Genomic DNA, 20,943 nt, shown 5'->3' on the forward strand with positions numbered 1-20,943 from the left:
CCTGCCTCACCTATCTTTATCGAAACAGATTCTTAAAATCAAATTAAGAAGGAAGTTCGATGATAAATAAAGTTCCCTGCCCTAATTCACTATCAACCCAAATCTTACCGCCATGACTTGTCACAATCATTTTCGCAATAGCCAGACCTAATCCGGCGCCGCCAGCATTACGTGATGGATCGGCCTGATAAAAACGATCAAAAATTTTAGTAAGATGTTCCTCACCGATGCCCGTCCCAGTATCTTTGACTGTCAACCTCAATTGGTCCGCCTGTTTCTGCAAGGCAACTTGAATCGTTCCACCCGGCGGCGTATGGCGCAACGCATTATCAAGTAAAATGGTAATAACCTGTCGCAATCGCCCAGCGTCGCCATAGAAAGAAACTGCTTCCTCTGCCTGCAGCGAAAAAACAATTTCTTTTTCCGCTGCAAGCGTCTCAAAGGGCAGCACAGCACGCCGTACTGTCGCTTGTAAATCAAAGGAACGACAGTCTAGTATATTCTGATTAGCATCTGCTCTGGCTAAAAAAAGCAAGCCGTTCACAAGCTCCGCCATTGCGTCACACTCTGTTCGAATATGGCCAAACCATTTACTTTGGCTAGCAATCGTACAATCCTGATTTCTCGCCAAAATAGCTAAATTCGTTTGTATCACCGTCAAAGGTGTCCGGAGTTCATGAGATGCATCTGATAAAAAATCCCGCTGTTGCTGCCAAGCTTTCACAATAGGCACCATGGCCCGATTCGCCAAAAAAAAACTAGCCCCAAACGACAAGAGTGTACAAATCGCTCCCACAGACAAAAAAGTAATTAATATCATCTGCAACACATGTCGATCATGCGATAAATCATAAAATAAAAAAAGCTTTGCCTCTGGCGAAGCGCCATAAAGTGGAATGGACGCCTGCCAATAGGAATACATGGTCTGATCCAAAGAACACTGCCCAGTTACGAAAGCTTCCTGCTTTATTTTCCCAATTAATAGCAGCATCTTATCTTGCTCTAAGGCGCCAGAAGATTGAAATAAGAGCTCCCCTCCAGCCGCTTCTACGGCGAAGAAAAAATTTTTTCCTTGAGGCGGTCCCGGCGGCGGCGGACCTAATGGCGCTAACGGCGGCGGGGCACCTTCAAAATGTTCGGGCGGTCGTCGCTGGGAAAAATCATCCATCAAAACACCCGATTGAATATCATGGATCATATGACTGGCAACTTCATTGGTTCGTCGTTCCATATCCCATTGAACAAACAAATAGGCGCCAGCCATAAGTAGTAAAAACAAACTAAAAATAATAAAAGCATTAATGCAGGTCAACTTAAGACGAAGTCTATGAAACATCCCCCGCCTCCTGCAGACAATAGCCGACGCCGCGTATTGTCTTAATATTTTTCAAATGGAGTTTTTTGCGCAAAAAGTGAATATATACATCAATACTAGCTACATCAATTTCCGAATTATAGCCCCAAATTTTATCAATAATACATTCGCGGGTTACAACTTTCTTGTAGTTAACCATCAAAAGTTCTAGTAACGCTACTTCCTTGACCGTTAGTTGAAAAAATTGATCGCCTTTTCTCACTTCATTGCGCAAAGGATCTAGAATCAACCCCGCCACTTCAATCACTTCGCCAACAGCGCCCTTTCCTTTCCGCCTAGTTAACACGCGAAGTCTTGCGAGCAGCTCTTCCGTAAAAAAGGGCTTCACTAAATAATCATCAGCGCCAGCGTCAAGACCTTCTACCCGATCTTGCGGCGAATCCTTCGCTGTTAGAAATAAGACAGGCATATCTTTACCCCATTGCCGAATTTCCTTTAATAAAGCCAAGCCATCCATTTCAGGCAGCATACGATCAAGAACCATTACATCATAATCGCCAATTAAAGCCATTTCCGCTCCGATCTTCCCATTGCGAGCCAAATCAACAGAATAGCCTACTTCCCGCAAAAGATGTGCCAAAGCTTCTAACAAATTCTCATCATCTTCAACTAATAACAAATTCAATCGGGATACCTTCTTTTGTCCGCTACGTCCATGTAAAAATTTATCGTCCTGTTCTGTCTTCTTATAATTCTACTATTTTCATCTTTTTCCTGTCGCTGTAAATTATCAAAGCATAATAGACTACTGTCTAGGGGTAAATCATTCTGTAAAAAAACGCAAAAAAAGCGCTTAGTTTTTCTCACTAAGCGCTTTTATCTCATTGTAATCACACTATATTATTTTTCTAAACCTAAATGCATATTAATTTTAATCTCATCATCCACAACAAAATCAATTACAATGACTTTTGGTACCGATAAGGTAACCTGACCACTTTGACCGATCATCATCGTCGGGGGAGAAATATCCAAGCCTTCAATGCCAATCTTGGTATATTGCGTACAAGCATTGGCACAAACCATATTACCCATTTCCGATACAGCACTTTGCGCTAGTTTATCGAATTCAGGAACCGGCATTCCCATCATCATTTTCGAAGCAAACTTTTTAGCAGATTCAAGATCCATCCCGATCAAAATCACGCCTTTAATCGAACCAATAACGGCAATATTCAAAAGAACGCCTTCATAAGTAAAAGTGGAACCGACTAAAGAGATCCCTTTCTTCTCGACTTTTTGTAGGCCGATTTGCGGTAAAATCTCAGCAAATGCTGCTAAAATTGGATTGATTAAATTTACATCCATAATACCGACCCTTTCTTAAAGCCAATACCGAGAATCACTTTGCCATAATCGGTTTCGGCAATTACGATTTCCATATCTACGGTAGGACTGATAATCTCCGTATTATTGCCGTGGAACATACTAGGCGGCGAAACGCGAAGACCAAGGGCTTTTTCTTTCTTATTCAGCATGGAGCAACCGATACCCGCAATAATATTAGCAAGCTCGGCAACCATAGCCAATACTTCCTCTTTTCCCTTTGGTGGCCGTTTAAGAATTTTTTCAGCAATGGCCCCTGCCGTTGCCTCTGATATATCCATAATCATCGAACCAGAATATTGTCCGATAATCCCAATGACTGTTGTAATTCCCTGGGAAGAATATTGATTTTCTTTTCCTTCCTCTTTGGCAAACTGAACTGGACTTTTTGTCATGCGCGTAATATTTTGCGCCAAAGCCTCCTGGAAGGTTTCTAAAGCGCGTTCCTTTAATTGCAGAAAGAGTGAATCAGGCGATAAAATATTCGTTATTACTTTGGTTATTGCTTCTGCCTCAATTGGCTTTTGTACATAACCGGAAACACCAATTCGTTTCGCTTCGGTTTCCGTTTCTTCATCTTTCATTGAACTCAGTAAAACAATTTTCGCTTTCGGATCTTCGCGAAGCAGCGCCCGACTGCAATCAAAACCGTCATGTTCCGGCATGGCAATGTCCATTGTTACGATATCGGGTTTCTCTTCTGAATAAATTTTTAACAGTTCATCCAATGAATCTGCTTCGCCAACGACTTCATAGCCAGCATCTGTTAAAGTATCAGCAATAATCGTTCGTGAAAAAGGTGAATCATCTACAATTAATACTCTTACGGACATGACATCACTCCTCTAAAACTAATATAACAGTCCTTAATTGGAGTATACCGCGCTTAGGAAAAAGTGGCAATAGTTAACTATTAAAATTCGACAAAAAAGCACCAAATTAGAAATTATCAAAATCAAAAAACTTCCCTTTCGGCAATTTTTTGATCATCGGTACAAATAATCTCCCACTTTTTACCTGATAAAACAGTATGCAATGCAACCGAATTGCCCCAAAGTTCCACAATATGTTTTAAAGTTTGCCGCGCATAAGCTAGCTCAAGCTCACGACCATCAAAATCATGTTCTAAAATCAAAGTGCCTTTTTCGATATCGATAGGATAAATAAAGGGAATTCCGCTCATTCCCACTGAATGAACCAGCTGATCTCTCACGTTGCGCCAGCCTAGTTCATCAGCGACCTCACTTACGACAAAATTTTCACCTTTTGCCTCATAAGTAAAGAGGTGGAGATCACGGCATAATTCTTCATTTAAATAGCGCCGTAGAAAAGACTGATCACGCTCGTCCTGGCGAATCGCCATAAGTGACTCGCGTCCGTCCCGCTTATCAAGATATTCAAAGATCTTAAACCCCACAAAATAGGGGTTAATGCGCCCCTGATGGGGCCGAATCACTAAATTGTGGCGCTGTAAAAATTCCAGGTGGAGACTTTGCGGCAAATCCATTTCTTGCAAAATCTGATAATGCCAATAGCTGGCCCACCCTTCATTCATAATTTTTGTTTCAATCTGCGGCACAAAATACAACGCCTCTTCCCTTACAATGTGAACCAAATCTTTTTCCCATTCACTCAGTTTGCCTTTTTCGCCTAAAAAGCCCAGCAAATCATGGTGAAACGAATCTAAACCCGCTTTTTCCGCCGTTTCATCTTGTTGCTCTGGGGGGCGTTTGGGCAAAATAGTACGGGGAATTTGAAATTTCAGTGCATGAGCCGCATCTAAAATTCGCTCCACTTTTTGTGGGCCAATCGTGGGATCTTGAATATAGCTACGAATCCGATCCGCATGGGCCTTAAACATTTCAATCGTATATTCCGCCCTGGTATTTTGTCTAAATAGGCGATTATTTTTAAAAAAATCATTATGGCCATAAACATGCGCCATTGTAAGAATTTGCAAGAGCAGCGTATTATCACGCATGAGGTAGGCAATGCAGGGATCGGAATTAATAACCATCTCATAAGGTAGGCCCGTCAAATTATACTGATAAAACGTTCTTTGCCGTTCATAAGCTTTGCCAAAGCTCCAGTGGGGGTAGTGAGATGGCATCCCCACATAGGCTTCATAACAAAGCATATCCTCATAGCTACACAGTTCAAAGTGCTGCTCATAGGTATTCAGGCCGATTTTTCCAACAAGCTGCTCAATCCTCTCATTCCAGGTGGCAAGATCTGCTAAGGTATAATCATTCATAATCCTCCCCTCCTGCCTGTTCTTTTTCTAAAATTTTCTTAAAGGACGGCCAAATATCATCTTTAGTCAGCATAGATGTCATTACAAAATTCGGCGCTTTTACTTTCTTGGCAAAGTCGTCTTGAATCGTACTGCCCCACTGTGGCGCGCCCACATTGCCATACCCAAAGAGGTTGCAAATTTCACAAAGCTTGCTGGCCAAAGTAATCGCTTTTTCATTGTCTTCCGACCAATTGTCGCCATCGGAACAATGAAAGGCATAAATATTCCAGATCGATGGATTATAGCGTTGCTCAATAATCTCCAGAGCCTTGCTATAGCCACTGCTAATAAAAGTACCGCCTGACTCACCCTTGTGAAAGAATTCTGCTTCTGTGACTTCCTTAGCTTCGGTGGAATGAGAAATAAAAACAACTTCGACCTGTTCATATTTGTAGCGGACGAATTGATATAAGAGAAAATAAAAGCTTCTAGCAAGATATTTACGTGTCTGATCCATCGAGCCGGAAGTATCCATAATGCACAATACGACTGCATTAGAGTGATAATCAACATCCTCTTTAATACGGTAATATTTAAGATCTTCTTCCCGAAAGGGAATTCGCGGCCGTTCTTCTTCTCCTGCTGCAACGTCAGCTTCCCGTAAGCTTGTCTGCTGGCGCTTAATTTTTTCAATAAGCGTTCTTTTTTTAGCCAACCGCGGCGGAATTCCTTTTTTCTGAAAACCGGAACGTTTATGCTTATGGCGCGTTTCCAGTTGCGAAAACTTTTTCCGTTCTAAATCAGGCAACTGCAAATCTTCAAAAAGATAATTTGCTAACTCATCAAGAGTAATTTCTGTTTCAAAAATATCTTCCCCTGCATCGCTGCCGGCTGGGCCAGGGATCTTTTCTCCCTGACCCTCTTTTGTCTTACCAATCGACTGACCTCTCGCCTCACCGCCTGTGCCTGAACCAGTTCCTGGCGTATTTTTCCCGTAAATAAATTGATATTCTTTAATTCCCTTAATGGGAATTTTTATCTTTTTATTGCCGCTTTGACCAATAATACTCTCTTCGGCCACAATGCCGCCAAGATCTTTTTTGATCGCTTCTTCGACTAGTTCGCGATGTCGCTTGCGATCCCATTGGGAACGATCGGAACTAGCCTTGCTACCATCCTTAAAGACAGCCATGGCGCCCTTCCCCTCCCCTGTCATACAAATTCAAAAAATCAATCTTTCCAGAGATTATTTGCGGCATATTTTAAAATCACATTGCAACAATGATCGCAATAACCGCTTCGCTTCATTTCTTCGACCATCGCATCATACTTACCGTCTTGTTCTTTATCACGCACTTTGGCTTTGGTAATAACCCGCGATAACTCTTTTACCGAAGCCGTCAATTTCTTTTCAATCGCTTCTTTTAAAGGCTCATAACTTTTATATTCAATCTTGCCGCCATTTCGCAGCAGCGAAAACATATACGATGTTACGTCTTGGCGAAAACCGGCGGCAGCAGAACCGCTAATGCCGATCTGTTCTTCAATCGACTGCAGAAATTTCAAGTCAGGTTCTAGCTCTTCGCCAGTGTGAGGATCTTTGATCTTTGATGAATTAGCGAACGCCTCGGCATGATCGAGGTAATTATTGAAGAGGCTCTCAGCCTGTTCTTTATAGCCATGAATGAACGCCCGCGTCACTTCTTTTTCTAAGAGCTTATTGTATTCTTTTTTAATTGTGTCTTGGATGAAACCAAGATAGCGTTTTCGTTCTTCATCGCCAATAGCCATTTCTTTAACTGCTTTAATCAAAGTATCAATAATCGCAATCGGATTGATACAATTCGATTCAGATTCCGATAAAGTCGTATCAATCGCTTTCATGATAAAGCGAGTAGAAATGCCAGTCATGCCTTCCCGTTGCGCCTCATCTTTGAGTTCAAAAATATCGACCTTTTTGGTAGAGCCCTTCTCTACAATTTCTTCGCCATTATAAATCTTAAGCTTATTTAAGGGATCAATCTTGGCTGAAGGAGAGAGTCGGCTCAAAATGGCAAACATCGAAGCCATCTCAATGGTATGTGGCGCAATATGAGCAGAAAAAGCACTATTATTCAGCATTTTTCGGTAAATTTTCACTTCTTCGTCTAGTTCGAGGCAATAGGGCACTTCCACTTTGACAATCCGGTCCAAAATCGCTTCATTCGTATGATCTGACTTAAATTTATTCCATTCCGCTTCATTGGAGTGAGCTAAAATAATTCCGTCAAAATAAATCATCGAGCCTTTGCCTGGCGATGGAATTGATTTTTCCTGTGTCGCCGTAATCATCGTATGCAAATACTCTACATCATTTTTAAACACTTCAATAAACTCCACAATCCCGCGATTGCCCACATTAAAAGCACCATTTAAAGCCAGAACTCTCGGGTCGTCTTCCGAATATAAATCCATTTTTGATATATCGACAGAGCCAGATAACACCGACGTATCCTGATTGTTAGGATCAACCGGCGGTACAACACCAACGCCCTTGCGGGAACGGATGGAAAACTCAGCCACAGTTACAGGAAATCGTTCATATTCACCATGAAAATCATTTTTCAAACGATAACGGCATACTGGGCACAAATCCCCCTCTATTTTAACACCAAGAATTTCTTCAAATTGAGGTCGTAAATGTTTAGGAATTAGATGCAGCGGCTCTTCCCGCATCGGACAGCCTTCCAGAGTGTAAATCGGCGGACTCATCTCCAAGGCCCGTTTTAACGCTTCCATCAAAGAAGATTTTCCTGCACCTACAGGCCCTACTAAATATAAAACTTGCCGTGATTCCTCACCTTTCATAGCTGCAGAGTGGAAATAACGCATGATTTTCATAATACTTTTATCGATGCCAAAAAACTGATCCTCAAAAAAACGATAACGCCGCAGCGTATCATTGCCATGAATCCGTTTCAAGCGCGGATCTTCTTCTGTTCTTACAATATCAACGCCTGGCGCTGTTAATAGTTCATGCATGCGTTGATGAGCTAGCATGACTCCTTTCGGATTTTCTTTTACGATTTTCAGATAATCAAGCAGCGTGCCAGAAAAATGCTCGTGCTTTCTCTCTACCCGATCTTGTTTAATCAGACTGACGAAATCAAAATTTGCCATACTTTCTCCCCCTTCTTTGCATGCAATTATAATAAAAAAATGATAAGCCATCACACCAAAAGAATTTTTATCCCTTCAGAGAAGACACGGCTTACCATTTGATTTAATATAGCAGATTTTTTTATCGATGTCTATAACAAAATAACATGAATACTGATAAAGAAAATTTTAAATATACTAAAATATACTATGATAGCAAAACTAAATCATGCCTCAAACGTAAATAGCGCGAATCACCAATAAGTTAATGAAACCAAGACTTAGCAAAACGATACATCAGCCATGCCGTACCAAAAAAAGCGGTAAGGGCGATAAGGCCAAATAGAACTTTCTTCTTCTTCGTAAAACCGGCAGCTTGTTGACAATAATATTCTTTTTGTGTCTTTTTGCCGCATTCGTAGCAATAGTTATCTTCAGCAAAAACAGCCGTACCGCAAGAGTTACAAAAATAAACGACAGCAGGTTTTTTATGATCGGCGCTACCGCCAGACAATGCACCCACTTGCGGCGGTTTTGGCTCTGGTACTTGCTCTGATGCTTCGTCCGCTTTTTTCGCTGAGTCACCGCCTTCGCCTGACAACTCTTCAGCCGCCTTAGCAGCCGCTGCTACTTCGGCTTCTGTAATAACCAAACCCTCCGTCGCTGTAGTCTCTGGTACTGGTGAGGCGAGTTCTTCTGTGGGCGAAGCAGGAACGGCAGCTTTTGGCTGTTTATCTGATTGTGTTAGATAGGCCACATCCTTGCCACACTTGCCGCAAAAATTTCCTTCCACACTGATGGTCACACCGCATTGAGGACAATACATAGCTAATCTCCTCCGAAATATCCAATCTATACAGATTTGAAAGACTGCTTATTTTTTCGTTACAACAACAATAACAAAAGTTACTATGATAATTAGCCCGACAAAAGCGCCAACTCCAGCAATCACTAATTTTTTGGGCGAAGCCAAAAAAGCAGCCAGCCCAGTCGGCGGCGCTGGATCTGCCAACTCAGTTTCTACAGCTTCCGCTTCCGCCTCAGCCATTTCTTCCGTTTGATCTGGTTGTCGTTTGCCGCAGATCTGACAAAACAAAGCACTTTTCGGTATTTCTACACCGCAAAAAATACAATAGCGCATCCTGGCACCTCACTCATTACTTGCAGGCTGAAAATCTTTATTTTTATTCTTTTTCGCTAAAATCCGATCAAATCCTCTATTTAGAATAAAAAACCGCCGCAGTAAGCATTCATGTAGTCGTAAGCTTACTGCGGCGGTTTTTTATTCTTGTTCTATTTCTGCAAAAAATTAGTACAAGCAATACCAGCTCGTTCCAATTCATTCGCAGAATGAAATAAGGTGAATTTTTTTCCTGTAGCTAAAAACTCGCCTGAAACAGCTTGATTTAGGCCTTCACTCAGGCAGCTTTCACAATAATAATGCCCTTTGGACTTATTCTGCCCATCGTCATACATTTCAAGGCGCCGCGTAGCCTTACGGCCACAACATTCACAGCGGCCCAAGAGCCGGGCCAAATATTGTAACATGTAAAACCCTTCCTTATTTGCCTAAATTAAGCAACAAAAAACCAGGCTGCTCATCAAATTGATTGCAACCTGGCGCTCATAGACAGATCTGTCCTTAGATCCAAAGCTTTGCGTCCTTACCTTTCGATAAGTTTGCCGACGTTTTCTTTTGCTGACTCTTTCTTATGATACCATGCCCCTTAAGGCTTGGCAACTATCAGACTGTCTCTAACCCAGCTTGAAATGCGGCCTGATTGATTGAAACAAGCTGGGGCTTAATCTGTTCTTTCATTGCTTCGTCCCAATGGATTGTGGTAAGGTCCATCGCCTTGACTAAAGCACCGAATAAAACAACGTTCATACAGCGACCATTGCCCAGCGCAAGGGCTATCTTTTCTGCAGCTATGATCGTCGTTGCCGCTTTCTCCTGTAAAGTTTCTAAAATGCCTGTAGGATAATCGCACTTTCCATTTAAAATCGGCGCTGAGGGAATCTGATAATCATTGACAACGATTTTGCCATCAGGCTTTAAATAATCTAACCAGCGCAGCGCTTCCATCTGCTCAAACGATACGAGAATATCGGCTTCGCCTTTACCAATAATGGGTGAATAAACCTTTTCACCATAGCGAACCTGGGTACTCACACTGCCGCCGCGTTGGGCCATGCCATGTACTTCTGACATTTTTACGTCATAGCCGGCAGCCATAAGACCTGTAGATAAAATCTTGCTCACTAAAATGGTTCCCTGGCCGCCAACGCCTACTAATAAAATATTTTTCGTCGCCATCTTATTTCCCCTCCTTGGCAATCGCCTGTACCGGACAAACCTGCGCACAAACCTCGCAGCCCACACACTGCATCGCATGGATCGAACTCTTTTTCGCCGCCTTATCAAAACGAAGGGCTGGACAGCCTGTTTTGATACATTTTTTACAACCGATACATTTCGCTTGATCAATTTTGCATTTTGCCAAATAGTTGCCGAATTCTTCGTGATCTTGCGGCGATGCTTTCTTTAACACACAAGGCCACCGTGTAATAATGACCGAAGATTCGTCAAGGGCCAAGGCCCAATCGAGCGCTTCACTGACTTCATCAAGGCGCAAAGGATTAATGGTTTTGACATGATCCACGCCAATGGCTTTTACCACAGAAGCAATATCAAGCGCTTTCGTTGGCATCCCTTGCAGTGTATAACCAGTGCCAGGATGATCCTGATGGCCTGTCATACCAGTAATTCGATTATCAAGAATACAAGTAATTGTATTGCTGCGATTATAGACAATATCAATCAAGCTCATAAGACCAGTATGGAAAAAGGTAGAGTCGCCGATTGTAGAAATTACTCGCGTATCTTCCCCAAAATAGTGGAAAGTCTTTTGCAGACCATGCCCCACACTGGGAGCAGAGCCCATACAGTTGGCAGCGTCTTTGGCATTTAAGGGATCGCCGCCGCCCAAAGCGTAGCAGCCAATATCGCCCATAATCGCTACATTCTTACGTTTTCCCAGTTCATAAAAGAACCCGCGATGAGGACAGCCCGCGCAAAGAACCGGCGGACGCGCTACTACAACGGAAGCGTCATAAGAAATCATCTCGCGATGTTTACCAAGGAGCGCCTGTGCGACAATATCAGGATTTAATTCACCAGTATAAGGAATTTTCGCTTTACCAATGCAGGCAATGCCAGCTGCTTTGATCTGCTCTTCCAAATAAGGCTCAAGCTCTTCCACGACGTAGAGCATATCAACGGCAGTGGCAAAGGTGCGGATTTTTTCGAGCGGTAGCGGATAAGTAAAACCAAGTTTTAAGTATGAAGCATCTTCGCCAAAAACTTCCTTGGCATATTGAAAAGCAATCCCCGAGGAAATAATCCCGATTTTTTTACTGTGCCATTCGATATAGTTTAACGGCGTCTCTTCCGCGTAGCGTTGTAAAGTCCGCAGCCGTTCTTCCAAATTTACGCGCAGCTTTTTCGCTACAGCCGGGACCAAATCATATTTTGCGGGATTTTTAACATAGGCTTTTTTAACGACTTCACTCCGCTTTCCTAACGTCACGATGCTTTTACTATGGCAAACGCGCGTCGTCATACGGAATAGCACAGGAGTATCAAAGGTTTCACTAATCTCTAAAGCGGTTTTAACCATATCTTTTGCTTCCTGGCTATCGCTCGGCTCCACCATAGCCACCTTAGCAAACTTAGCATAATACCGATTATCTTGTTCATTTTGCGAAGAATGACAGCCAGGATCATCGCCACTAACAAGTACCATGCCGCCATTGACACCCGAATAGGCAAAACTAAAAAGCGGATCAGCTGCTACATTCACCCCGACCATCTTCATGGCCGCCAAGGTTCTCCCGCCGCCTAACGACGCGCCGATCGCATTTTCGAAGGCGACTTTTTCATTTGGCGCCCATTCCGCAATGATGTCCCCTCTAAACTGAGCAATATTTTCCAAAATCTCGGTACTAGGCGTACCGGGATAAGCGGCTGCGTAAACGACGCCCGCTTCATAAGCGCCTTGCGCCACCGCTTCATTGCCTGTTAGCAACTTTTTCACATAAATTCCTCCTGTCATTCTTAGCTTTTTATCAATAAAAAATGTCCTTACAAACTAGGCATAAATTTTAACTTTTTCCTCCCCATTCAGTACACGCAGAGCGCCGGAGGCAAGAGATTCCAATTCTTCCTCTCCTGGCATAACTGCTACGGGAGCAATAAATACAACGCGTTCGCTAATAGCGCCAACAACCGCTTCGGAATAAGCAATTCCGCCAGTCAAAATAATGCGATCTACATTGCCCTTCACCACCGACGCCAACGCCGCAATATCCTTGGCAACTTGATAAGTAAAGGCTTCTAAAATAAGTTGTGCTGTTTTATCGCCTGCTTTCGCCCGTTCTTCAGCAACACGCAGATCCTTCGTGCCAAGATAGGCATAAAAACCGCCCTTGCCAAATAAACGATCTCTGAGCGCTTCATAGGTATACTTGCCGCTATAGCAAAGCTTCACGAGCTGACTTGCCGGTAAACCGCCGCAACGGTCCGGTGCAAAAGCGCCTTCTTCTTTGCCATCGATAAAATCGATCATTCGTCCGTTATGATGAACTGACAAAGAAATCCCCGTTCCCAAATGGGCAATAACTAAATTTAACTCTTCATAAGGCTTAGCAAGGGACAAAGCGACTTTACGCGCTACCGCCTTCATATTTAGAGCGTGAGCCATGCTGACACGCTCCAAATCAGGAATTCCTGAAATACGCGCTACAGGCTCTAATTCATCGACTGTAACCGGATCGACGATGAAAGCGGGAATCTTTAATTCCTGAGCAAAACCATAAGCCAAAACACCACCCAGATTTGAAGCATGTTCGCCTCGCGCCGCCTGACGCAAATCTTCAACCATCGCTTCATTCACTTGGTAAGTCCCGCCTTCCAGCGGTTTTAACAATCCCCCACGTCCAACAACGGCCTCGATACTGCTTAGAGAAATTCCGTTTGCTTCTAGAGTTTTACGAATCAGCTCCATGCGATAAAGGTATTGATCAACCACACGTGAAAACGCTTCCATTTCCGGGCCATGATGTTCCATTGTCTCTTTAAAAATAGGCGTTTCATCATCAAAAACGGCTACCTTAGTCGAAGTCGCTCCAGGATTAATCGCTAAAATACGTTTCATATATATCCTCCTTATTCAAGTCCAGATTGCGTATAAATAATTTGTTCCGCATTACGATACAATGTTCCGGTTTTTTCCGAAAAAAAATTAGTCAATTTGCTGCGAAATTTTCTGAGCCGTCTCCTGCACCGCTGCAATTATTTCTGCTTGCGATGCTTGGATTCGGTAAGTCGGTCCCGAAAGACTGACGCCCCCAATAAGCAACCCATTTTTAGCAAGAATCGGCGCTGCAATACAGCTTAACCCCACTTCCAGTTCTTCATTATCTATGGCATAGCCCTGACGGCGAATGAAAGCAAGTTCCGCTAACAAGCTGGGCCAATCAATAATCGTCTTTTCCGTATAACGTGATAAGGCGGCGCCAGTAAAAGTCGCTACATACTCACTGGGAGTAAAGGCAAGTAGGCATTTCCCCAGACCAGAACAATGGCAAGGTGCGCCAAAACCAATCGAAGGAGTAATATTTAAAAACTGCTGAATTTGAATCTTATCAACAATAAGAAACCTGGGGTCTACACTGGCAGCTCGATCAAGAACGCCTAAGTGCACCACTTCATTAAACTGCTGCGACAAAGCCCGGATATAGGGCGAAGCCACGGCCTTAAGCGGCATATTTTCACTCACGGCCATACCTAAAGAATAGAGTTTTAAGCCTAACCAATATCGCCCATTCTCAGCGTCTTGCTGTACCATACCTCGTTGCTCCAAGGTTGCCAAAATTCGATGCACTGTACTCTTATTCATACCTAAAGTGCGACCAATTTCGGTGACTCCCATGGGCATTCCCTGCTGCTGCAGCAAACTTAGAATGTCTATTGCTTTATGTAATGATAAAATCGTTTCTCCCTTTTGTCGCTCCATAGTGATTGCTATAAAACCCCCATCCTCCCATTCGATATATAAGACTCATCTTAACAATAATATATTTTTTTATTCTTTGTAATTGATTATAACAAGCTCTGGTAAGACATTCAAGAAAATTCACAGTAAACTTACTTTAATAAATTCGAGCCTAAATCCATTGAAAAGACCGGATAAACATGCTAGAATGTAGCCAATCTAAGAACCTCAACGATGAGAAGCGGGACGCACCCGCTTATTTTATTGAAGAAATGAAGGGATTCTCATGTCAGATTCAGTAACCAGTCAACTATTTATTTCCCTGCTCGTCATCTTATTTGGTTATTTTTTAAAAACAGTGAAACTGATCCGCCAAAGCGACGGCGAAGCCTTGGCTCGTGTCGTCTTTAATGTGACTTTGCCAGCTTTAATTATTACGACGTTTAGTAAAGTGACGATTGACTATTCACTGCTCTCTCTCTCGGCTTTCAGCCTCATTTACGGCTGTCTTATGGCGCTGTTAGGTATTTTATTTTTTCAACGCGAGGCTCGTTCGACCCGGGGCATCATGTCGATGGTCCTTCCGGGCTTCAATATCGGCCTTTTTGCCTATCCACTTATTGAAGTAATTTGGGGTCAGGAAGGAATTACCTACTTTGGCATGTTTGATATTGGCAACGCTCTAGTTACCTTCGGGCTCTGTTACTTATTAGCTAATCACTATTCAGTTGCCGACAGTTCCCTTGACGTAAAAACAATTTTTACGCGCCTATCTAAGTCCGTGCCGCTTATGTCCTATCTTGCTGGCTTTTTTATTGCGCTGCTAGGAATTACGCTGCCGGAGCCTGTTGTTGCTTTCACCGGTCTAATCGCCAAAGCGAACGGTCCGCTGTCTCTCTTACTGTTGGGCGTCTACCTCAGTTTCTCATTTAGTCTCAGTCATATAAAACAAGCTGGCAAAGTTCTTGCTTTTCGCTATGTAATTGGATTAGCTGTGGGACTAGCCATCTTTTTTATTGCACCGTTTGGCGAACTATTCAAATACACCGTGTTAGTAGGCCTCATCCTGCCAATTGCTACAGCAGTGATCCCTTTTGCTATTGAATTTCATTATGATCAGAAATTTGTCGGCGCTGTTGCGAATATGACCATTGTAATCAGTTTCGCCCTTGTTTGGGTGATTACTGGAACAAGTCTTATTAATTAAAACTTTTAAATGGCAATAATAAATGAAAAAAGCTTTTTCGCTTGTGGCTCTAACTCGCCAAAAGTGAAAAAGCTTTTTTGTTAAATATAATATACTGGCTTAGGAATTAGCCTGAACTGGTTTTACCGTTTTTTCTGCCCCCAAACGTTTACTGAACGAAGAAATCAACGAAGCCAAGGGCTGCTGAAATAGGATCGAAAGCGTCATGGGAATCGCCACTGGCGGCGGAAAGTACGTTAAAGCCACAACAAGCCCGCAAGCATTATTGCGCATCCCCACACTATAGATCATGGTAAGCGTATATTGACGCGAGCGGTCTTTCAGTAAAAAAGAACCTAAAAAGCCTACGAAATAGCCAGTGGCTACTACAAGCAACGTAACTCCCATAGTTTTCACAATCGAAGCATCCCAGTGAATCTGTGGCATTACCATGGACGCATTAATAAAAGTTACAATAAACATGCCGATTTTCGCCGTCACACCACCAAAACTTTGAGAAAAGTTCACGACAGCCCCCTTGGTCCAGTCATGAATGACCATGGCAATAAGACTAGGAATCGTAACCATTAAGGCCAACTGGCCAATCATCTGTAAATAATCAATGGAAACAGTCTGACCAACGATCAGATTAAAGAACAGCGGTAATACAAAGGGAACAATAAAGGTATCTAACGTTACAGCAACAAGCGAAGTCGCCACATTCCCCTTTGCCAAGGCTGTCCAAATAATCGAAGTAACGCCAATCGGAATCGCCGCTCCCACTAAATAACCGAGACGAATCAGCGGCTCATCAGGATAAAAAACCGTACCGACAATCCAGGCTGTAACTGGCGCCATAACATGAACAAGAAATAGCACCCACAAGGGGACAAAGGGCTTACGAATAATACCAAGAAATTCCTTCAAACTCGTCCCTAACGCAGTCACAAAAGTCATATAGGCAAAAAGACCAATCACTACAGCACGTAAAGAAGCTGAATCAGCTATTGGTATAAATGTACCGGCAATTAGTCCGAAAAAAATAATAAACATCATATTTTTCCCTAGCAACTGATTGCAGCGCATAAAAAAATGATTTAACATACGTTTCCCTCCCAAAAAGCGAACTGCACGAAGCTTCATGTCAAGAAGTGTAGCACTCGCCCCCCTGTAAAGCAAGGCTTAGCCCAGAAAAAAATTTCCTGCCACTACCAACTTAGCTATGAAGCCCCCAAAACAATAAGGGGTAGACTAGAAATAAAAAAATCAATGTTGTCACAAAAAAAGCAGCCCCTGCCAATGGTAAATTCAAATCGTATAAGCGAGCTAAAATAATCGCATTAATCCCAGTGGGAACACTGGCGCCAATTAAAATAGATCCCAGTATAACAGAATCACTAAAAATCCCCTGCGCGAGTGCATAAGCAGCTAACGGCGTAAGAATAAATTTGATCGGGATAAGGCCTGTTGCTGTTTTATAATATTGCTGCATTTGAGAAAAACGAATGGAATAACCGGCTGGAATCAACGCCGCCCAGGTAGAAATATGAATCGTTGCTGCAAAAAAATCGCCCAGCAAAGGCGGACGCGGCACACTCACACCATATAAAACCATTCCTACTATAAGACCCGCAACAGGAAGTTGGTTCCAGTTCAAAAATAAGGAACGCCAAACGATGTCGCCCTTCTTCGCTTCACCATCATCACGGCGTCTAAAATAGTCGGCCATAGGAAAGCACACTAAAAAGAACACGAGGTTTTGAAATAAAGCCATAATTTGAATATAGGCAAAACCTTGTTCGCCATAGAGAAAGAAAGCGCATAAACCGCCAAGTAGGCCAATATTAGATAACATGGCGCAACCTAAGTAGCTGCCGCGAAAATGGCCTGTGGCAGTTCGTTTAAAGGGATAGGCCGCAGCTCCAGGAATCAAGCTCAGCAAAATTCCGAACAGCGGCAGCCACATTAACTGCCAATTCAGCGGTAAAGTCCAAAAACTTAGCACCGATAAAAGTGTCCCAAAGACAATTATATTAAACCGCACCAGCCAATTACAGGCCGTTTCACTCATTTTATGGCTTTTTCTTAGATAATACCCGACCAGTAAGGGCAAAAAAAAGTCACTGAGCACATAAAATAATTTTTCTGCCACAAAGCCAACTCCTTCGCTGCTTTACAGCGCCAATTGATAAAACCGTGTGTCTACTGCCATAATCGGAAAATTAGGCGGTAAATCCACTTTATCGATTTGCTGAAATTGATTTTTCTCATAAAACCGATGAGCTGCTAAAAACTTCTCTGTTGTGCCAAGGTAGATCTCACGCAGTCCTTGCTGCTTGGCCCAAGCATGCAGATGATCAAGTAGCGCCTGCGCAACGCCGACGGCCTTGCCTCTGGCTTCCTTCTGTACAAACATCTTCCGCAAAGCGCCTTGTCCCTGTCCAATATCGATTAAGGCAATCGTGCCAATCACCTGGTCTTCGTGCAAGGCGATCCAAAAACCGCCTTTGTTTTGTTGATATACCTCCGGAACATTTTCTAAATCAGGCTGATCAGCCCGACTAATGGGGATCTGATACTCCTTTTGCTGAATCGCCAAAATTAACGCAATGATTCTTTCTTTATAAGCTGCTTCATAAGGTACTATAACAAATTTATTCATAAAAATCGCTCCCTTTACTAAGAACTATTCTTTACCACATTTCAGCTGCAGCCAATCGACTTCAATGTTTTGGCGCATTCTCGCCAAAAGAAGACAAACCAGCTCTTCTTCAGCCTTAGTAAAACCGTTAAAGCAGCTAGCAATATGCTGATTTTCCTCGGCCATAATCAAAGGATAGTTTTTTAGCGCAGCTTCGCTCGGATACAAATGCCAAATCCGCTTATCCTGATCATCGCGCCGTCTTTCAACATAGCCTTCTTTCATTAACTTTTGTACGGCTTTTGTCGTCGTTGCTTTATCGACTTTTAAGATCTGCGATAATTCCGCAAAGTGAATGCCCGGATTTTCGCAGATACGTGTTAAAAACACGAATTGACCTCGTTGTAAATTCAAATCACGAAAACGAATATCGCTAATTGACTGAATGCACCGTGCTAACGCGCCTACTTCCCGTAAAACAGGACTGTCTAGTTTGACCATAGTAGCCCTCCTTTTAGGTTTTATTTTATAACAAAGTAGTTGAAATTTCAACTACTTTGTTATAAAAAAAACTGCCTCACTAACTTGCAGCGTGACAGAAATGCCAAAGTAACCCTACTTAAATTCCTTCACCATCCAAACCGCTGAATGCTTCAAGGTGCGGCAGCCGATTTAGATCATAGGGAGTGGCTTGATATACATAATAATTCAGCCAGTTCGCAAAAAGCAAGTTTGCCGCACTGCGCCAACGCACAATCGGTTCCTGCGTCGGATCATCGCCAGGATAATAATTGGCAGGCACCTGAATGGAAAGGCCTTGTGTAATATCACGATCATATTCGGCCTTTAAGGTCAACGGATCATACTCCGAATGGCCCGTAATAAATAAGCGGCGATAGGTTTTGTCAATTACAGCATAAACACCCGCTTCGTCTGATTCAGACAGAATCGAGAGCTGCGGAACCTTTAGAATATCTTCTTTGCGCACTTCCGTATGTCGGGAATGAGGTACATAAAAAATATCATCAAAACCGCGAAACAACATTTTTTCTTTTTGATTGACCTTATGCGGAAAAACGCCGAAAAGCTTCTGGTCTAACAAGTATTTAGGAATCCCATAATGGTAGTATAGGGCAGCCTGAGCTCCCCAGCAAACATGGAGCGTTGTATAGACATTGCGTTTGCTCCACTCCATAATTTTGCAAAGTTCCTCCCAGTATTCTACCGATTCAAAGGGAATTTGTTCCACAGGAGCTCCGGTAATAATCATGCCATCATACTTACGATGCTGGATCGACTCAAAGGTCTCATAGAATTTGACAAGATGCTCATGGGGTGTATTGCGTGGTTCGTAAGTCGCTGTATATAAAAAGTCAAATTCAACTTGCAGCGGCGTATTGCCTAGTAAGCGCAAAAATTGAGTTTCTGTAACGATCTTCGTTGGCATAAGATTGAGCAGCAAAATCTTTAACGGACGAATATCCTGACTATAGGCTCGATCTTCATCCATAGCAAAAATATTTTCTTTTTCTAAAATGGGGACAGCCGGCAAATTATTAGGTATTTTTATTGGCACAGTTCTCGCTCCCTTCTGCTACGTTACACCTGCGGATATCCAAAAGGCTTTATCTGCCAGTTAAGCAAATAAAGCCTTTTGGATTTTTATTTTATTCGACGAGAACCTACGATCTCCTGCTACCCTCTATTTTGCTAATACGGGCATTTGAAAAGCTTTAGGAATTACAGCAAAAGCAACTTCTTCTAAGCCAATTCGCTCAATCATAGCGCCAAGTCGCTCTTTGTCACGACCATAGCGGCGATAATAATCCAAAATGGCTTGAATGACTTCAGGAACCTCTTCGCCCGGCAAATTTAAAGCAATCACTTTGCCTGCCTGAACTCGGTTTCCCGCTTGACCGCCAATCGCCAGCATAAAGCCTTTGGGCGCCCCAAACAAGCCAATATCTTTTACTAGAGGCTCGGAACAGCAATTAGAACAGCCACTAAGACCAATGCGAATCTTAGCTGGCGTAGGCTGTCCAAAAAATCGTTCATCCAATGCCAAGCCTAACGTCATTGTTTCTTGCTGCCCTCGCGGGCAAGAAGGTTTTCCTGTACACATGGCAATCGCCCGAACCGCTTTAGCCATAAAAGATTCTAAGGGCATCTTTAATTCCTCCACAGCAGCTTCGCGATCCTGAGGATCGATCCCGCTTAATACAATCGTACTGGCTGTTAAGCGCAGTGAAGCACCGTATTTTTCAGCTATGCCAACTACGTGCTTCATTTGTTCTGCCGTAATTCGCCCGCCTGGCAAATGCGGCGCCAAGGAAATCTTGCGATTCATAATCTAATCGCCTCCGCTACTTCGTATCCCCAAGGAAACTTTTTGTAGTCAGTATAGCAAATTTAGCTATCTTTGACCGTGATATATATCACAATCCGTCACACCCCTGGCAATGGCTCTGGCAAAAGCATCCTGCTGCTGAGCTTCCCGTAATAATACCTCATCTTGTGAGTTGGAAATAAAGGCAAGTTCAACAAGGCAGGCGGGCATTGCTGTATTTGTCAGTACATATAAGCCATTTTCGCCAGGAGTCGCTTCCTTCATCCCACGATCAACTAAGGGTAACGCAGCTAGAATTTCTCTTTTTATACAATCGCCAAGCTGCTCTCCGGCCAACGAACCGCTGCAGTACCACACTTCCGTCCCTGTCGCCGCCGTACTTTCGGCGCTATTGCAATGAATACTGATAAAGAAATCAGCCTGCCAGTCATTCGCTGCCATGACGATGGCGCTTAGATCATCAAGTTGTAATACTGTCACCTCGCAGTCAGCTGCTCTGAGATAAGTAGCAGCACCTTCGCCTACCGCTAAGGCTACGTCACATTCGCGCAGCCCTGTAACAGCATTGACGGCCCCTGGATCAGGGTTACCGTCTGGAGCATGGCCTGGATTAATAAAAATACGCATCTTGCTTCGCC

At 43.1% G+C, this 20,943-nt stretch carries 22 protein-coding genes and 1 riboswitch; of the genes, 1 reads left to right on the top strand and 21 read right to left on the bottom strand.

Annotated elements, in window-relative coordinates; all coding sequences use genetic code 11:
- Nucleotides 1–43 precede the first annotated feature (43 nt).
- The 14 genes from AC0MXB_RS06470 to AC0MXB_RS06535 all read right to left on the bottom strand — a co-directional run bounded on the left by AC0MXB_RS06470 (nt 44) and on the right by AC0MXB_RS06535 (nt 14,152).
- Nucleotides 44–1,336 carry a sensor histidine kinase gene (locus AC0MXB_RS06470; protein WP_474038827.1) on the bottom strand — a complete coding sequence of 431 codons (1,293 nt, stop codon included), beginning with the start codon at nt 1,334–1,336 and terminating at the stop codon, nt 44–46.
- Nucleotides 1,326–2,000 (bottom strand): response regulator transcription factor, encoded by a 675-nt coding sequence (locus AC0MXB_RS06475; RefSeq protein WP_474038828.1) that lies wholly within the window; start codon nt 1,998–2,000, stop codon nt 1,326–1,328. The genes AC0MXB_RS06470 and AC0MXB_RS06475 overlap by 11 nt, the downstream gene beginning before the upstream one ends.
- A gap of 215 nt (nt 2,001–2,215) precedes the next feature.
- On the bottom strand, nt 2,216–2,683 hold the full coding sequence (locus tag AC0MXB_RS06480) for a chemotaxis protein CheX (RefSeq protein WP_474038829.1): 468 nt from the start codon (nt 2,681–2,683) through the stop codon (nt 2,216–2,218).
- Nucleotides 2,674–3,534 carry a response regulator gene (locus tag AC0MXB_RS06485; RefSeq protein WP_474038830.1) on the bottom strand — a complete coding sequence of 287 codons (861 nt, stop codon included), beginning with the start codon at nt 3,532–3,534 and terminating at the stop codon, nt 2,674–2,676. Before AC0MXB_RS06485 ends, AC0MXB_RS06480 begins: the two co-directional genes overlap by 10 nt.
- A gap of 122 nt (nt 3,535–3,656) precedes the next feature.
- Nucleotides 3,657–4,955, bottom strand: a complete 1,299-nt coding sequence (locus AC0MXB_RS06490) for a SpoVR family protein (RefSeq protein WP_474038831.1) — start codon at nt 4,953–4,955, stop codon at nt 3,657–3,659.
- Entirely contained in the window at nt 4,948–6,129 is a 1,182-nt protein-coding gene (gene yhbH / locus AC0MXB_RS06495) for a sporulation protein YhbH (RefSeq protein WP_474038832.1), read from the bottom strand. Before yhbH ends, AC0MXB_RS06490 begins: the two co-directional genes overlap by 8 nt.
- Nucleotides 6,130–6,167: 38 nt before the next feature.
- A complete protein-coding gene (locus AC0MXB_RS06500) occupies nt 6,168–8,096 on the bottom strand; it encodes a serine protein kinase (RefSeq protein WP_474038833.1) in 1,929 nt (642 codons plus the stop codon).
- A 244-nt stretch (nt 8,097–8,340) separates the two neighbouring features.
- Nucleotides 8,341–8,901 carry a hypothetical protein gene (locus tag AC0MXB_RS06505; RefSeq protein WP_474038834.1) on the bottom strand — a complete coding sequence of 187 codons (561 nt, stop codon included), beginning with the start codon at nt 8,899–8,901 and terminating at the stop codon, nt 8,341–8,343.
- Between the two features lie 48 nt (nt 8,902–8,949).
- On the bottom strand, nt 8,950–9,216 hold the full coding sequence (locus tag AC0MXB_RS06510; protein WP_474038835.1) for a hypothetical protein: 267 nt from the start codon (nt 9,214–9,216) through the stop codon (nt 8,950–8,952).
- A 152-nt stretch (nt 9,217–9,368) separates the two neighbouring features.
- On the bottom strand, nt 9,369–9,623 hold the full coding sequence (locus AC0MXB_RS06515) for a hypothetical protein (protein ID WP_474038836.1): 255 nt from the start codon (nt 9,621–9,623) through the stop codon (nt 9,369–9,371).
- 60 nt (nt 9,624–9,683) lie between these two features.
- Nucleotides 9,684–9,770: riboswitch (cyclic di-GMP riboswitch) on the bottom strand.
- 49 nt (nt 9,771–9,819) lie between these two features.
- A complete protein-coding gene (locus AC0MXB_RS06520; protein ID WP_474038837.1) occupies nt 9,820–10,392 on the bottom strand; it encodes an indolepyruvate oxidoreductase subunit beta in 573 nt (190 codons plus the stop codon).
- A 1-nt stretch (nt 10,393) separates the two neighbouring features.
- Nucleotides 10,394–12,172, bottom strand: a complete 1,779-nt coding sequence (iorA, locus tag AC0MXB_RS06525; protein WP_474038838.1) for an indolepyruvate ferredoxin oxidoreductase subunit alpha — start codon at nt 12,170–12,172, stop codon at nt 10,394–10,396.
- A 54-nt stretch (nt 12,173–12,226) separates the two neighbouring features.
- Nucleotides 12,227–13,291 (bottom strand): butyrate kinase, encoded by a 1,065-nt coding sequence (gene buk, locus AC0MXB_RS06530; protein ID WP_474038839.1) that lies wholly within the window; start codon nt 13,289–13,291, stop codon nt 12,227–12,229.
- Nucleotides 13,292–13,378: 87 nt separating this feature from the next.
- Nucleotides 13,379–14,152 carry an IclR family transcriptional regulator gene (locus tag AC0MXB_RS06535; protein ID WP_474038840.1) on the bottom strand — a complete coding sequence of 258 codons (774 nt, stop codon included), beginning with the start codon at nt 14,150–14,152 and terminating at the stop codon, nt 13,379–13,381.
- 265 nt (nt 14,153–14,417) lie between these two features.
- On the opposite strand from AC0MXB_RS06535, the gene AC0MXB_RS06540 reads away from it, so the two are divergent.
- Entirely contained in the window at nt 14,418–15,338 is a 921-nt protein-coding gene (locus AC0MXB_RS06540) for an AEC family transporter (RefSeq protein ID WP_474038841.1), read from the top strand.
- A 99-nt stretch (nt 15,339–15,437) separates the two neighbouring features.
- Here the strand turns inward: AC0MXB_RS06540 and AC0MXB_RS06545 are convergent, their stop codons facing one another.
- From AC0MXB_RS06545 to AC0MXB_RS06575, 7 genes are all read right to left on the bottom strand, one after another.
- Nucleotides 15,438–16,421 (bottom strand): bile acid:sodium symporter family protein, encoded by a 984-nt coding sequence (locus AC0MXB_RS06545; protein ID WP_474038842.1) that lies wholly within the window; start codon nt 16,419–16,421, stop codon nt 15,438–15,440.
- Between the two features lie 112 nt (nt 16,422–16,533).
- Nucleotides 16,534–17,469, bottom strand: coding sequence for an AEC family transporter (locus AC0MXB_RS06550; RefSeq protein WP_474038843.1), 936 nt, complete (start codon nt 17,467–17,469; stop codon nt 16,534–16,536).
- Nucleotides 17,470–17,490: 21 nt separating this feature from the next.
- A complete protein-coding gene (locus AC0MXB_RS06555) occupies nt 17,491–17,979 on the bottom strand; it encodes a GNAT family N-acetyltransferase (protein WP_474038844.1) in 489 nt (162 codons plus the stop codon).
- Nucleotides 17,980–18,003: 24 nt separating this feature from the next.
- A complete protein-coding gene (locus tag AC0MXB_RS06560) occupies nt 18,004–18,459 on the bottom strand; it encodes a MarR family winged helix-turn-helix transcriptional regulator (RefSeq protein WP_474038845.1) in 456 nt (151 codons plus the stop codon).
- 118 nt (nt 18,460–18,577) lie between these two features.
- The gene (gene metA / locus AC0MXB_RS06565; RefSeq protein WP_474038846.1) at nt 18,578–19,534 is read right to left on the bottom strand and encodes a homoserine O-acetyltransferase MetA; all 957 of its coding nucleotides are present in this window, start codon (nt 19,532–19,534) and stop codon (nt 18,578–18,580) included.
- 126 nt (nt 19,535–19,660) lie between these two features.
- Nucleotides 19,661–20,305 carry a nitrite reductase gene (locus tag AC0MXB_RS06570; RefSeq protein WP_474038847.1) on the bottom strand — a complete coding sequence of 215 codons (645 nt, stop codon included), beginning with the start codon at nt 20,303–20,305 and terminating at the stop codon, nt 19,661–19,663.
- A gap of 66 nt (nt 20,306–20,371) precedes the next feature.
- Complete coding sequence (locus AC0MXB_RS06575; protein WP_474038848.1) at nt 20,372–20,932, bottom strand: N-acetylmuramoyl-L-alanine amidase family protein; 561 nt, start codon at nt 20,930–20,932, stop codon at nt 20,372–20,374.
- Between the last annotated feature and the right edge of the window lie 11 nt (nt 20,933–20,943).

The sequence above is a fragment of the Pelorhabdus sp. sgz311001 genome, assembly GCF_055901755.1.